Consider the following 13,665-nt stretch of genomic DNA (forward strand, 5'->3'; position numbering starts at 1 on the left):
CATTTTTTAATTAAGCAATCCTGTAAATAATCGGTTCTTGCTCATCTATTGAAAAGAAAAATGCCGGAAAATTCCGACATTTTTTCAGTAAGCTAACTTCCTGAAAATAGGAGTAACCACAAGTCCCAGAAGGCAGTGATATTGATAAGGATATGAAGTACTATTGGATAGTAGAGATTTTTAGTCATCCGATACAATAGGGCTAAAATAAGACCCCCACTAGCATAAATGAAAAAAGCAAGAGGTGTTAAAGCGAAATTGATATGAATACAACCGAAAATAATAGCAGAAAGCAAGATATCTCCGTACCAAGGTGAGTTTTTGAAAAAGGTTGTCATAAGCACACCGCGATAAATCAATTCCTCAGCAATAGGGCCGATGAAGCAAACTATGAGCAAGAAATAGGGTAATTCCTGTCGCCCTATCATTTCTATCGTTTCATTCAAAGAAATTTGATTCGAGGACGAGGGGATGAAATAAGACAAGAGGAAGTCGGACATATACGAAATGATGTAGCCCAGTAAAAGGTAGATAAAGTACCTCGGCTGCCACTTGAATTGCATAATTTTTCTACCTTCAAAAACTTTTAAATGGAGGACTGCTAAGAAAAGAACTCCACTCTCCATCAAAAGCAGAATCAGAAAAAATTCCCGACCTGCTGGTAAATAAGAATTTGCGAGGTAATTGAAAATCCCCCAAAACCAAGTTGATTTGTAAAAAATTAAGGACAATGCTAGTAAAATTTGAATACTTCGTTTTTTCATATTGTACCTCAGCTTTTCTCCCCTTGTTTCGTCATATTACTAATAAATTTTACTTAAAATCTCGCAGCACTTCCTTTGCAAAGATGATTACCTCCGCCAATATATCCTAAATCATAAGTACCACTAGGACAAAATCCATGAACCGGCATAGTTAATACCGACGCCATTTGCCAAGCGTAATAACCATTAGGCTCTTTACCATAGTTTGCTCCACCTTGTATCATCTCTAATTCTTCATTTGTTAGATTTATATTTTTTTTCATTAAAATCATGATGTATTCCTCCATTATTGTTCAGATTAGTTGAGTAATCTGCTACTCATAACTACTTACAAAAAAACTATTATATTTTAAGTTAGTTTTTTATGTTTGTCTAGTTGCAACTTTGACAAGTTTAGTATAGCACATCTTTGCAAAATATCCTCTTCAAATCTTGAATTGTCATCGAAACGTCCTAAACTGTATAATCAATCACTCCCTAAACTTTTAGCCTGATTTTTTCCAAAATATGCTATAATAAAAGCAAAACACCTAGAAAAGGAAGTCTTATGATTAAACTACTAGCCTTGGATATGGACGGAACCCTCCTCAATGAAGCCAAGGAAATCCCACAAGTCCACATTACTGCCATTCACCAAGCTATTGAAAAAGGGGTCAAACTGGTTCTCTGTACGGGTCGCCCGCTTTTCGGTGTCCTTCCTTATTACAAAAAACTGGGACTGGACCTCCAGAATGAGTATGTCATTGTCAATAACGGATGCTCAACCCACCAGACCAGTGACTGGAGTCTAGTCGACTGGCAAGAACTCAGCCCAGCTGACATTGAATACCTCTATGAACTAGCTGAAAAAAGCGACGTCCAGTTGACTCTTTTTGATGAAGAACATTATTTTGTTCTTGGTGGTAAGCCAAATCAAATCGTTCAAAATGATGCCAAACTAGTCTTTTCAGACTTGACTGAAATTTCCCTTGAGGAAGCCACTAGTGGTAAGTATCGTATGTTCCAAGGCATGTTTTTAGGCACTAAAGAACAAACAGATGATTTTGAAGAGCGTTTTGCTACAGAACTCTGCCAACGATTTAGTGGTGTTCGTTCGCAGCCTGTCATTTATGAAGCCATGCCACTTGGAACCACAAAGGCTACTGCTCTTGCTCGACTAGCTGAGATTTTGCAGATTGAGCCATCAGAAATTATGGCCATGGGTGATGCTAATAACGATATCGAAATGCTTCAGTTTGCCGGTCTTGGTATTGCTATGGGAAATGCTAGTGACCATGTCAAATCCCTTGCCAATGACGTTACAACCAGCAACGAAGAAGACGGCGTCGCGCGTGCCATTGAGAAGTATATTTTATAGAGAAAATCCCCAGTTAAATCCTTAACTGGGTTTTTGACATTTTAAAAATCTTAAAACTTTAGAAACTCTTTAGAAATACTTGAGCTTTCTTTGATTTCTATGCTTTATACTAAAGTTAGAAAAATAAATCTAAAGGAGAAAATCATGAAAACAGTACTCGAAATTCATGGACTGATCAAAGAATTTGATAAACAAGCTATTCTTCAGGACCTTCATCTAACGATAAGAGAGGGAGATATTTATGGACTTATCGGAAAGAACGGGGCTGGGAAAACCACCTTGATAAAAATCATTACGCAACTACTGTTTTCGAATACAGGAACTGTTTCCCTCTTTTCTAGTCAATCGAAAAATGAGTGGACCAAAGCTCTATCTCGAGTAGGTTCTGTTATCGAATCACCTGTAGCTCATAATCACTTAACAGCCTATCAAAATCTGAAATATTATTGTATGATTCGCCATATTCCAAATGCTGATATAGTCATTCAAGAAACACTGGACTATGTTGGGTTGTCAGATACAGGTAAAAAAGTCTTTCGTGATTTCTCGCTAGGAATGAAACAAAGACTTGGTATCGCCATTGCCCTTCTATCCAAACCAGACTTCCTTATCTTAGATGAGCCTATTAACGGACTTGATCCAATTGGAATCAAAGAATTTCGCCTCATGATCCAGCGACTCAATCAAGACAAAGGCATAACTATCCTCATCTCTAGCCATATCTTGTCAGAACTCTATCTCTTAGCTAGTCGCTTTGGTATTCTGGATCAAGGTAAGATTATCCGTGAAATCAGTAAAGCTGAGTTTGAAACACTAAGTGAGGATTATATTGTGCTTAAAACAAGCGACAAAGAAAGAGCTTGTCAGGTATTGAAAGAACAAATCCAGCTCCAGTTTAAGGTTGTAAAACCTGAAAATGAAATCCATATCTTTGGTAATGAACAAGATGTCAAACAGATTCTTAAGCAACTAACTTTGGCCGATGTTGCTATTGATGAGATATACTTTGCCCGTCAAAACCTAGAAGAATACTTCACACAATTGGTAGAATAGGAGAAAAATCATGATACATACCATTCAAGCAGATTTTTACCGTCTTTTTCGCTCCAAAGGATTCTGGATTACAGAATTCATTCTCTTTATACTTATGTTAATGGGTGCTACTATTGGTGCTACAGGACATCTAATGGCAGTAAATACAACACCTGAAACAGAATTTCCGACCAAAGGTTGGGACGGCGTCCAAGCTCTTATCAACGCGTCTAGCAATGGTTCAAACCTCGTTTTTCTCTGCATCGTCCTGGCATGCCTCGTTCTTGGAGTTGATTTAATCGGCAAACTCTATAAAAATAATTTAACAGTGGGTGTTTCTCGTACCGAGTTTTTCCTAGCCAAAACCTTTGTACTTGCTAGTATCGCTTTCTTACAACTTATCGTTAGCCTTGTTATTGCCTTTATTCCAGCAACTATCTTAAATGGATTTGGGACCATGCCTGATGGATTTATTGGCAATCTATTGATAACCATTTCCCTTCAATTCCTTTGTCTCCTTGCTTGGCTTTCCATCGTTTCCTTCATTCTCTATGTTAGTCACTCTTATCTAGCGGTATTTATTGGTTATTTGGTCAGCTCTATCTTACTTTCTATGCCAATGCTTGTTTTCCCAGACATTGAAATTCTACGATATTTAATTCTAGATTTTGCCTATGCTATGACTACTAATAGTCAAGCTATTCTCTATACCATCACGGTTTGCGTAACGGTCATACTTTTCTTCTCTTTCAGTGGACTGACAGTTTTCAAAAAGAAAAGTCTATAAAAAACAACCTCCTCTGTAGGCTAGAGGAGGTTTATTTCTTTAAAAATAAATGAAAACCGATAACCACTGCCCATCTGTGCTTAGTTTCATCTCCGCTCCAAGAAGATGAACTAATTCCTCAGTGATATAAAGGCCTAAACCAGAGGATTCTTCGGTGTCTGATAGATTTTCAGAATAAAAACGGTTACTGAGATTTTCTATTCTTTTGATGGGCTGTTTAACAAGGTTTGCAATCTCTAAGACAAGCTGTTCCTTTTCCTTTCTCAAAGATAGACGCGCTTCTTCCTTGCCATGCTTGAAGACATTTCCAAGCAGATTTTGTAAAATTCGATCCAGTAAGTCCTCATCAGTCCTCATTTTTAAACCAGCTTCAACCTTAAAATCAAGCATGATATTTGCCGCCTGAAAAACATCATAATAAGCTAGAGTCTTTTTGGTGATAAAAGCTGAAAGATCCAATTCTTCCAGTTTCGGTTTGACAGCTCCTTCCATCAAACGACGATATTCTAGAAGAGCCTCCAAACGTTTGGAAACTAAATCAAGATGCTGGGCTATTTTTTGTAAGGTTTCTGATTTGTCTTCAGGAGACTTTATCAATTGTTGGGTGTAGCCTGAAGCGATAGTCAGAGGCGTCCGAATATCATGGGCGATATTGCTGATGGCCATATCCAGAGTCTGCTTTTCCCTTTTCATAACCAGCCGAGACTGTTCTACTTCCTGAAATAGATTCTCAATCTGCTGGTAGAGATGTAAAAAATGTTTGGAAAAAATACTGACTCCGACTCTTTTCATACTACCTGTGATAATCTTGTCTTCAATCTGTTGACTCAGGCTCTTAAGTGCTAGATGGTAGCGAATCAATGCAATCGATAAAATAATTAGGAGTACTAGTAGGACAAAAATTATCATGTAGGTCATTGCTTGTCTCCTTTTAATCTTACCCCAACTCCCCAAATGGTTTCAATATATTCTTGATTTGGGTCAAGCTGGTTTAATTTTTTACGAAGATTACTCAAATGCGTATTGAGAGTATTATCTCCAGGTAGATAGCTATCCTCCCAGACCAATTCATAAAGTTCTTCCTTGGTGAAAATTTTCTTAGGGTGTTTAAGGAGAGTTTGGAGAATCAAGCATTCTTTTTTGGCAAGGCGAATCGTTTTCTGGCTATTTTTGATTTCAAAACTTTCTGCATCAAACTGGATATTTTTCAAGTTTTGTGGTAGATTTTCAGTTTTTCCTATTTCCATAGGCTGTTTTTCTGCACTTTGGCGTAATTGAACAGTAACTCTAGCAAAGACTTCGTCCAAATCAAAAGGTTTGACTATGTAATCATTGGCACCGTCTAAGAGGTATTGACTGATTAACTTCCTATCGCTCAAAGCCGTTAGCATAATGACTGGGATTTGACTTTGTTCCCTGATGGCTTTTAAAACCTGATCCCCATTTTTCCCTGGAAGCATGATATCTAGCAGAACGAGATCTATTCCCCCTTTGTCAAATTGCATGATACCTTCCGTACCAGAAAAGGCTTGGATCACCTCGTGTTCCTCTGTAAGAAGGGTTCTTAAAATTTCCTGGATTTCATTATTATCTTCAATTACAAGAATGCTCGCCATAAACCTCGTCCTTTCTAAAACTATTATAACATGTTTTGTTAGGAATTCCAGATACAGAAAAGCTCCTCTCACATTTTAAGTAAGATGGAGCTAATGGAAATTGAATCTACTTAACCAAATAAGCAATCAAGGTTATAATCCATAGATGAGCTGGGTAAAAGATATAAAAGAAATATTTGCTCCAGTTGCTTTCCTTTCCTCTCTTTCCATTATACAAGGCCATAAAAGGAAATACGGTGATAAAGAGCCAGTCAGAATTGTAAAGCATCATTTCCAGTGTTTGGTGCCAAGTGTCGTAAATTTGGATGGAAGTCACTAACAGAAAGGCCCACAGAAAGGCATATAGGAGATTTCGCAATCCCTTGCGATTTCGACAAGAGTAACTAATCAAGAGAAATGGTAGCATGGTGATACCACCCTCAGTAAAAAGACAACCGAAAATCAAGAGCCCAGCAACTCCAATCCGACGCCACAACTTCTCTTTTTGTTCCATCTCTTTTCTGGGAAAACCAATCCAAAGCATGGTGACACCGATGGCCAAAGTCAGGAAAATGTTATTATTAACCATTACTCCCTGAGAGGCAAACAGGGCATTGAGTAGGCTATTACCTGCGAACATAATAAGAGCCCAACTCCAGAGACGGATAAGATAGTCTTTCAGATTTCGAGTATGGATAAATCCTTCCATGGCCATATAGGCAAACCAAACTCCCACACAACGAGTCATAGCGTGAAAGATACCTTCCCACATAGGAGAAACGATTCCTGTGATATGAGGGATATGGTCTAGAACCATTACTGCCACCATCAAGTACTTCAACTGCGTCGCATTCCATTTTTTCATAATAAACCTCTTTCTTTTTGATCTAAATAGAGTATAGCATACATTTCCACGAATAATCGTACACCTATCTTACATTTAAAAAGCCTATCTTACATTTTTGTAAGACAGGCGTGAATATCAAAAATTTATTATGAAATGTATCTTCTAGTCCGTAATTCGTTGGTACATTTCGGGTCTTCTATCTCGAAACAAGCCCCAGTTTAGACGCTCGCTTGCTCCCTTATCAAGGTCATAAGTTGCTAGCAGCACAGCTTCTCCTTGTCTTTCGGCTTGCTCTAGAATAGCTCCCGTTTCATCCGTCATAAAGGAGGAACCGTAGAAGTCAAGACTAGAACTCTGTCCACCATTTTCCTCACTTGGAGTGACTTCCTCTAATCCATAACGATTGGCTGCAATGACTGGAACAATATTTGCTGCTGAGTGTCCTTGCATAGTACGTCGCCAGTGACCACGACTGTCTGTATCCAAAATTGGCTCTGAACCGATAGCTGTTGGATAAAAGAGCAATTCAGCACCATTCAATACAAGACAGCGCGCTGTTTCAGGGAACCATTGATCCCAACAAATACCGATACCAATCTTAGCGTAGCGAGTATCCCAGACCTTGAAGCCAGTGTTACCAGGCGTAAAATAAAACTTTTCTTGATAATAATGGTCATCTGGTATGTGGGTCTTTCGATAAACACCCAACACTTCCCCATCTGCATCAATGACGGCGATAGAGTTATATAAGACATTGCCATCTTTTTCATAAAAACTGATTGGTAAAACAACCTTTAGCTCCTTGGCAATTCCTTTAAAATGCTGAATAGCTGTATTTTCTGTCACGGACTGGGCATACTGGTAGTAGTCATACTGGCGTTCCTGACAGAAATAGGGACGTTCAAACAATTCGGGCAAGAGAATGATTTGTGCGCCTTGCTTTGCAGCTTGGCGAACTAAACGTTCAGCTGTTTGAATATTTGTTGCCACATCCTTGGCACATTGCATCTGAATGGCTGCAACTCTTACATTTCTCATCTTTCTCTCCTATTCTGGAATTTGTTGGGTGATACAGTGGATATTGCCACCACCTAACAGAATGTCTCTTGCTGGTATTCCGACAACTTTACGGTCTGGGAAACACTTGCTGAGGATATCTAGGGCAACCTGGTCGTTTACATCCTCAAACTGGGGAACCAAGACAGCCTTGTTGGCAATATAAAAATTGACATAGGATGCTGCTAAACGCTCACCAGCATAGCGCTCCTCTTCCCCTTCTTCATAAGTATAGCCTGGTAAATCCTCCTTAGTGACAACCTGACGAATAGCTGGGATAGGAAGCTTATGAATAGTGAAGGGACGACCTTTTGCATCAGTTTCCTTCTCTAAAAGAGCAAGATCAGCTGCAGACATGGCATACTGAGGATCGCTTTTGTCGTCTGTCCAAGCTAGAACAAGCTCTGCAGGACCAACAAATGCTGCAACATTGTCAACGTGTTCATTGGTTTCGTCCTGATAAATACCATAAGGTAGCCAAATAACTTTTTCAGCGCCAAGGCTCTCTAATAAGGTGTTTTCGATTTCCTCTTTACTGAGGTGGGGATTACGACCAGGACTGAGTAAGCAGCTTTCAGTCACAAGAATGGTTCCTTGACCGTCGCTGTGTATCGCGCCACCTTCCAGTACAAAAGATTTAGCATTATAAACAGGCATTTTCAAGGTCTCAGCAAAACGACTAGCTACTTGGTCATCTGCTTCATAGTCTTGGTAGAGACCATCTACAGCACCACCCCAGGCATTGAAAGACCAGTCTACTGCCAACTTGTCTCTTTTATCATTGACGAGAATGGTCGGACCAGTATCACGCGCCCAGGCATCATTTGTCGGAATATCTAAATAAACAACCTTGTCTCCTAGATAGGATTGGGCTTCAGATAGATGGTCCTGTTCCACCAAAAGATAAACAGTTTCCCCTTCTGCTATGGTCTTGATAATCTGAGTAAATGCTCTTTTGGCAGCTTTTCCTTGAAAAGGCCATGATCCTGGTCTAGTCGGCCATATCATGAGGGTGCCATGATGGGGTTCATACTCTGCAGGCATACGATAGCCTAATTTTTTTGGACTGTCCATCATGATAATCTCCCTTTAAAGTCTTGATAGCCGAAGATTTTGACTAAGCTGCAGTCACCTTGCTCGTCCATGAGATAGAGAGTTGACAAGCCAATACCGTTAAAGGTATTATTTTTAACAAATGAGTAAATAGCCATGTCTTCGAAATAAAGTCTATCTCCAATTTCAACTGGATTTTCAAAACTATAATCACCAATCACATCACCCGTCAGACAGGTATTGGAAGAAAGTCTATAGGTGTGGGCTTTTTCCTGAGCCTCAAATCCATTTCTCAAAGGTGGACGATAGGGCATCTCAAGTACATCTGGCATATGGCAGGTCGCGGAGGCATCTAAAACCAAGATTTCCATACCGTTTTCTACAATATCCAATACTTCAGTTGCTAGATAACCCGCATTGAGCGCAATGGCTTCACCCGGCTCGATATAAACTTCAAGATTGTAAGTTTTTCGGATACGCTTAATTTCAGAAATCAGTAAATCCACATCATAGTCTTCTCTTGTGATATGGTGGCCACCGCCCATATTGAGCCATTTAACCTCATGTAAATAAGGACCAAACTGTTCTTCTACAGCTTTCAAAGTTGTCTCTAAATCATCTGCCCCTTGTTCACAAAGGGTATGAAAATGAAGGCCATCCACCAAATCCAGCAAATCACTCGGTATCTTGTCTAAAGTAACTCCAAAACGGGAGCCAGGAGCACAAGGGTCATAGAGCGCGTGATCTCCTTGGGTAGAACATTGAGGATTGAGGCGCAAACCGACACTAATACCAGCCGCTCGACAACGAGGACCATGTTTACGCAACTGTCTCTCCGAGTTAAAGACGATATGGTCTGTTATCTCAAGCAATTCCTCCAAGTCCACATCCTTGAAAGCTGGCGCAAAGACATGGACTTCCCCCGGGAATTCTTCTCTAGCGAGCTTGGCCTCATAGAGACCACTTGCAGTCGTACCTGACAGATACTGGCTAATCAAGGGATAGGTTTTGTAGAGGGAATATGCCTTTTGGGCAAGCAAAACCTTGCAGCCGGCTTCTTCTTGTACATATTGTAAAATGCGACAGTTGGCTTCTAACTTTGCTAAGTCAATGACGTAGGCTGGTGTGGGTACTTGTTCTAGCTTCATTAGTCCACCATTTGCGGATTCTCCACCACAACCCATGGCAATCCGTACTCATTCAAAGCTTCCATGAATGGATCTGGGTCCAATTCTTCAAGGTTGTAAACTCCAGGTTGTTTCCAAGTTCCGTTCATAACCAATTTTGTCCCAATCATGGCTGGAACTCCAGTAGTGTAAGAAATGGCTTGAGAACCAACTTCGGCGTAACATTCCTGATGGTCGCAAACATTGTAGATATAGATGGTCTTTTCAACACCGTCTTTGACACCTGTAAAGATACAACCGATATTGGTTTTACCAACAGTGCGTGGTCCAAGGCTTGCAGGGTCTGGAAGCAAAGCTTTCAAAAATTGGATTGGTACAATTTCTTGACCGTTAAAGTTAATGGTATCCGTACGAAGGAGCCCTACGTTTTCCAAGCATTTCATGTGCGTTAGATAAGATTGCCCAAAGGTCATAAAGAAACGAATCCGTTTGACACCTGGAATGTTTTTCGCCAATGATTCAATTTCTTCATGGTGAAGGAGATACATGTCTTTTTGTCCAACCTGAGGAAAATCATACTCACGCTTGATAGACATAGCTTCGACTTCGACCCATTTTCCATCTTCCCAGTAAGAACCTGGAGCAGAAACCTCGCGGAGATTGATTTCTGGGTTAAAGTTTGTCGCAAATGGATAACCATGGTCACCACCATTACAGTCTAGAATGTCAATATAGTGGATTTCATCGAAGTAATGTTTGAGGGCATATGCTGAAAAGACACTAGTCACACCTGGGTCAAAACCAGATCCAAGCAGAGCAGTCAAGCCTGCTTCTTTGAATTTTTCCTGATAATCCCATTGCCATGAGTAGTCAAAGTAAGCTGTAAAACCAAGCTCCTTGCAACGTTTTTCATAAATGGCACGCCATTCTGGGTCTTCTGTATCTTCAGCCTCATAGTTGGCAGTATCGATATAGTGGACACCTGTCGCCAAACAAGCATCCATAATGGTTAAATCTTGATATGGTAGCGCTACGTTCAAAACAGCTTCTGGCTTGTAGCTTTCGATCAAGGCAGTGACTTCTTCTACTTTGTCAGCATCAAGAGCAGCTGTCTCAATCTTTGTACTTGTTTTGTCTTCTAATTTAGCCTTCAAGTCATCGCATTTTGACTTGGTACGGCTAGCAATCATAATTTCTTTAAAAGTTTCGCTATCTTGGCAAATCTTTGAAATAGCAACTTGGGCAACGCCCCCACATCCAATAACTAATAAACGACTCATTTTTTCCCTTCCTCTTCTTCTAAAATGTCCTCAACATACTTGGGCAACATGAAGGCTCCCACGTGTAAGTTTGCAGTGTAGTATTCTGTGAAAAGCTGGCGTTTTTTCCAGCCTTCCTTGTCAAAATCTTTGACAGGGTGGTATTTTTTCGATGCAAATCCAAACAACCAATAGCCAGCAGGACTGGTTGGGATATGCGCCTGATAGACTCGGCTGATTGGAAAGGCTTGATTGACCTTGCGGTGCATACTTCGGCAAGCAGACTCGTCTTCGTCAAAGAATGGACTACCATGCTGATAGATCATGATTCCGTCCTCTTTGAGAGCCCTATAACTATTGCCGTAAAATTCCTTGGTAAAGAGCCCTTCCGTATGTCCAAATGGATCTGTTGCATCGTTGATGATAATATCGTAGTCATCTTCACAGTTTCGTAAAAAGCGTAGTCCATTTTGGTAGTAAATGGTGACACGAGGATCATCTAGCCCCGCAGCAAAATCTGGGAAATACTCACGACAGACTTCAACCAGCATCTCATCCGGTTCCACAATATCGATTTGTTCCAATTCTGGATAGAGGGTTAATACTTGAGCAACACCACCGTCACCACCCCCAATAACCAAGACTTTCTTGGGATTTGGGTGGACAGCCATGGGAACGTGAACAGTCATTTCGTTGTATACGAAATCATCCGCATCTGAGAATAAGACATGCCCATTTAAAATCAGTATTTTCCCAAAAGCTGGCGTATCCAAGACTTCGATATCCTGCCATTCACTTTTACCAGCGTAAAGTTGTTTGGCTGTTCTCAAGGACAATTTCACATCTGGAGTATGAACTTCAGAAAACCATAAATCCATCTAGTTCTCCTTTCTTTCAATGACGTTGATGCGATTGACCTCTGGATCTTCCGTCCCTTGGAGAGAGCAACCACGTTCCTTGGCAAATTGGATATAGTCTACAATTTCTCGTGTAATGCGTTCACCTGGAGCCAAGATAGGAATTCCTGGAGGATAGCACATGACAAATTCTCCACAGACTTGTCCAACCGACTCATCCAAGGTTAAACTTTTTCTTTCTGAATAGAAGGCTTCTTGTGGAGACAGCACCAACTCGGGCTGAATATATTCACCAGCTATCAAGTCTTTTCCATCTCTCGAGTAAAGTCTCTTAATATCAGCTAAAGCACCGACCAAACGCTCGATGTCTTGGATGCGGTCACCAATGGAAATGTAGGCCAAGATATTGCTAATGTCGCCAAACTCGATCTGAATATCGTATTCGTCTCGCAAGAGATCATAAACCTCTATCCCTGTTAGCCCAATACCCTGAGTGTAAACTGACAGCTTGGTTACATCAAAATCACAAACAGACACACCGTCTATCAACTCTTGTGAGTAGGCATAGTAACTACCGATAGCATTGATTTCACGACGAGCGTACTCAGAGAGCTCAATGACTTTCTCAAAAGATTCTTTACCGCGAAGAGCTAGGTTACGACGAGAAATATCCAAACTAGCCATCAACAAGTAAGAGGCAGATGTAGACTGGGTCAAGTTGATGATCTGACGAACGTACTCAGGGTTCATCTGCTCCCCGATAAGCAGGATGGAGCTCTGGGTCAAACTCCCACCAGACTTATGCATAGAGACCGCCGCCATATCAGCACCAGCATCCATAGCAGATAGTGGCAATTTGTCTGTAAAATGCAAATGCGCTCCATGAGCTTCATCTACTAAAACCAACATACCGGCTTTATGAGCCATTTCCGTTAAACCCCTGAGGTCTGAACAAATCCCATAGTAGGTAGGATTGTTGATTAGGATAGCTTTAGCATCCGGATGTTCCTTGATGGCCTGTGCAACACGGTCATTTTCAAGACCTAAAGCGATGCCAATTTTAGGATCTACACTCATCTCGATATAGATGGGAATGGCACCACATAGAACCAGCGCATTGATAGCAGATTTGTGAACGTTCCGTGGCAGAATAATCTTATCTCCTGCCTTACAGGTGGAAAGAATCATGGTTTGAACTGATGAGGTTGTTCCCCCAATCATGAGAAAGGCATGCGCCGCTCCAAAAGCATCCGCTGCCAATTCCTCCGCATCTCGAATAATCGAAATGGGATGACCAAGATTATCCAAGGGTTTCATCGAATTGACATCGATGCCAACACATTTTTCCCCTAACAGTTCGACAAGTTCCGGATTTCCTCGTCCACGCTTGTGACCTGGCACATCAAAGGGGACAATCCTTTTCTTGCGTAACTTAATCAGTCCTTTATAAATAGGGGCCTGATTCTGATCTAACTTTTTCAAGACATACTCCTTTACCGTATTTTTAGCACCTCAAGAAGATAAAGGCGACTAAAGGTTGACTTATGAAAAAAGAGCAGGTTTTCACCTGCTCTGCAATCTTCTGACGTGTGTATTTTGGTTTCTGTTGAGTATGTCTATTCCTGATGTTTCCTAACTCTCTAGTAGCAAATATTACGTACTTTATTGATCGTTTCACAAGATGACGTGTGCTTTCACCACACTAAAATTTATGAATTAGGACAAGCGTCCTAACATCAACTTATAAAAGTAGGCTTTTAACCCTATCAATAATGTGGCTTTTCAACCACGCTTCGGCATTCAACCCTGCCTGTCCGTAGGCATTTTTTACTCGGGTTTATATTTGCTAGAAAACATCATCTCATTTTCTAAGCCTTATAACTATACCATGTTTATAAGAGCTTGTAAAGGATTTTATGAAACTTTTTTAA

General features: G+C 40.6%; 14 protein-coding genes. 3 read left to right on the forward strand and 11 right to left on the reverse strand.

Annotated elements, in window-relative coordinates; genetic code table 11:
• Window positions 1-92: 92 nt before the first annotated feature.
• Both M1F56_RS02675 and M1F56_RS02680 read right to left on the reverse strand, forming a co-directional pair.
• Window positions 93-764, reverse strand: coding sequence for a CPBP family intramembrane glutamic endopeptidase (locus tag M1F56_RS02675; RefSeq protein WP_247916777.1), 672 nt, complete (start codon window positions 762-764; stop codon window positions 93-95).
• Window positions 765-817: 53 nt separating this feature from the next.
• The gene (locus tag M1F56_RS02680; RefSeq protein WP_247916778.1) at window positions 818-1,036 is read right to left on the reverse strand and encodes a hypothetical protein; all 219 of its coding nucleotides are present in this window, start codon (window positions 1,034-1,036) and stop codon (window positions 818-820) included.
• A 275-nt stretch (window positions 1,037-1,311) separates the two neighbouring features.
• On the opposite strand from M1F56_RS02680, the gene M1F56_RS02685 reads away from it, so the two are divergent.
• From M1F56_RS02685 to M1F56_RS02695, 3 genes are all read left to right on the forward strand, one after another.
• Entirely contained in the window at window positions 1,312-2,121 is an 810-nt protein-coding gene (locus M1F56_RS02685; protein WP_247916779.1) for a Cof-type HAD-IIB family hydrolase, read from the forward strand.
• Window positions 2,122-2,265: 144 nt separating this feature from the next.
• Window positions 2,266-3,174 (forward strand): ATP-binding cassette domain-containing protein, encoded by a 909-nt coding sequence (locus tag M1F56_RS02690; protein WP_247916780.1) that lies wholly within the window; start codon window positions 2,266-2,268, stop codon window positions 3,172-3,174.
• A 10-nt stretch (window positions 3,175-3,184) separates the two neighbouring features.
• Window positions 3,185-3,940: an ABC transporter permease gene (locus tag M1F56_RS02695; protein ID WP_247916781.1), complete on the forward strand. Its 756-nt coding sequence runs from the start codon at window positions 3,185-3,187 to the stop codon at window positions 3,938-3,940.
• 39 nt (window positions 3,941-3,979) lie between these two features.
• Here the strand turns inward: M1F56_RS02695 and M1F56_RS02700 are convergent, their stop codons facing one another.
• The 9 genes from M1F56_RS02700 to M1F56_RS02740 form a co-directional block, all read right to left on the reverse strand.
• The gene (locus tag M1F56_RS02700; RefSeq protein ID WP_247916782.1) at window positions 3,980-4,858 is read right to left on the reverse strand and encodes a sensor histidine kinase; all 879 of its coding nucleotides are present in this window, start codon (window positions 4,856-4,858) and stop codon (window positions 3,980-3,982) included.
• Window positions 4,855-5,556: a response regulator transcription factor gene (locus tag M1F56_RS02705; RefSeq protein ID WP_247916783.1), complete on the reverse strand. Its 702-nt coding sequence runs from the start codon at window positions 5,554-5,556 to the stop codon at window positions 4,855-4,857. Before M1F56_RS02705 ends, M1F56_RS02700 begins: the two co-directional genes overlap by 4 nt.
• Window positions 5,557-5,662: 106 nt before the next feature.
• Window positions 5,663-6,400 (reverse strand): TraX family protein, encoded by a 738-nt coding sequence (locus tag M1F56_RS02710; protein ID WP_247916784.1) that lies wholly within the window; start codon window positions 6,398-6,400, stop codon window positions 5,663-5,665.
• A gap of 144 nt (window positions 6,401-6,544) precedes the next feature.
• Window positions 6,545-7,420, reverse strand: coding sequence for an N-carbamoylputrescine amidase (gene aguB / locus M1F56_RS02715; RefSeq protein ID WP_247916785.1), 876 nt, complete (start codon window positions 7,418-7,420; stop codon window positions 6,545-6,547).
• A 9-nt stretch (window positions 7,421-7,429) separates the two neighbouring features.
• On the reverse strand, window positions 7,430-8,515 hold the full coding sequence (gene aguA, locus M1F56_RS02720; protein WP_247916786.1) for an agmatine deiminase: 1,086 nt from the start codon (window positions 8,513-8,515) through the stop codon (window positions 7,430-7,432).
• Complete coding sequence (gene nspC / locus M1F56_RS02725) at window positions 8,512-9,639, reverse strand: carboxynorspermidine decarboxylase (RefSeq protein ID WP_247916787.1); 1,128 nt, start codon at window positions 9,637-9,639, stop codon at window positions 8,512-8,514. Before nspC ends, aguA begins: the two co-directional genes overlap by 4 nt.
• Window positions 9,639-10,898 (reverse strand): saccharopine dehydrogenase family protein, encoded by a 1,260-nt coding sequence (locus M1F56_RS02730; protein ID WP_247916788.1) that lies wholly within the window; start codon window positions 10,896-10,898, stop codon window positions 9,639-9,641. Before M1F56_RS02730 ends, nspC begins: the two co-directional genes overlap by 1 nt.
• Window positions 10,895-11,755, reverse strand: a complete 861-nt coding sequence (speE, locus tag M1F56_RS02735; RefSeq protein ID WP_000366713.1) for a polyamine aminopropyltransferase — start codon at window positions 11,753-11,755, stop codon at window positions 10,895-10,897. Before speE ends, M1F56_RS02730 begins: the two co-directional genes overlap by 4 nt.
• Complete coding sequence (locus M1F56_RS02740) at window positions 11,756-13,216, reverse strand: aminotransferase class I/II-fold pyridoxal phosphate-dependent enzyme (protein WP_247916789.1); 1,461 nt, start codon at window positions 13,214-13,216, stop codon at window positions 11,756-11,758.
• Window positions 13,217-13,665: the final 449 nt, after the last annotated feature.

This window comes from Streptococcus oralis, from assembly GCF_023109005.1.
Taxonomy (GTDB): domain Bacteria; phylum Bacillota; class Bacilli; order Lactobacillales; family Streptococcaceae; genus Streptococcus; species Streptococcus oralis_BU.

Coding starts and splice junctions, on each gene's coding strand:
- M1F56_RS02675 (WP_247916777.1), bottom strand. CDS start 764: ATGAAAAAACGAAGTATTCAAATTTTACTAGCATTGTCCTTAATTTTT.
- M1F56_RS02730 (WP_247916788.1), bottom strand. CDS start 10,898: ATGAGTCGTTTATTAGTTATTGGATGTGGGGGCGTTGCCCAAGTTGCT.
- nspC (WP_247916787.1), bottom strand. CDS start 9,639: ATGAAGCTAGAACAAGTACCCACACCAGCCTACGTCATTGACTTAGCA.
- aguA (WP_247916786.1), bottom strand. CDS start 8,515: ATGATGGACAGTCCAAAAAAATTAGGCTATCGTATGCCTGCAGAGTAT.
- M1F56_RS02690 (WP_247916780.1), top strand. CDS start 2,266: ATGAAAACAGTACTCGAAATTCATGGACTGATCAAAGAATTTGATAAA.
- M1F56_RS02680 (WP_247916778.1), bottom strand. CDS start 1,036: ATGATTTTAATGAAAAAAAATATAAATCTAACAAATGAAGAATTAGAG.
- M1F56_RS02695 (WP_247916781.1), top strand. CDS start 3,185: ATGATACATACCATTCAAGCAGATTTTTACCGTCTTTTTCGCTCCAAA.
- M1F56_RS02710 (WP_247916784.1), bottom strand. CDS start 6,400: ATGAAAAAATGGAATGCGACGCAGTTGAAGTACTTGATGGTGGCAGTA.
- M1F56_RS02705 (WP_247916783.1), bottom strand. CDS start 5,556: ATGGCGAGCATTCTTGTAATTGAAGATAATAATGAAATCCAGGAAATT.
- M1F56_RS02685 (WP_247916779.1), top strand. CDS start 1,312: ATGATTAAACTACTAGCCTTGGATATGGACGGAACCCTCCTCAATGAA.
- speE (WP_000366713.1), bottom strand. CDS start 11,755: ATGGATTTATGGTTTTCTGAAGTTCATACTCCAGATGTGAAATTGTCC.
- M1F56_RS02700 (WP_247916782.1), bottom strand. CDS start 4,858: ATGACCTACATGATAATTTTTGTCCTACTAGTACTCCTAATTATTTTA.
- aguB (WP_247916785.1), bottom strand. CDS start 7,420: ATGAGAAATGTAAGAGTTGCAGCCATTCAGATGCAATGTGCCAAGGAT.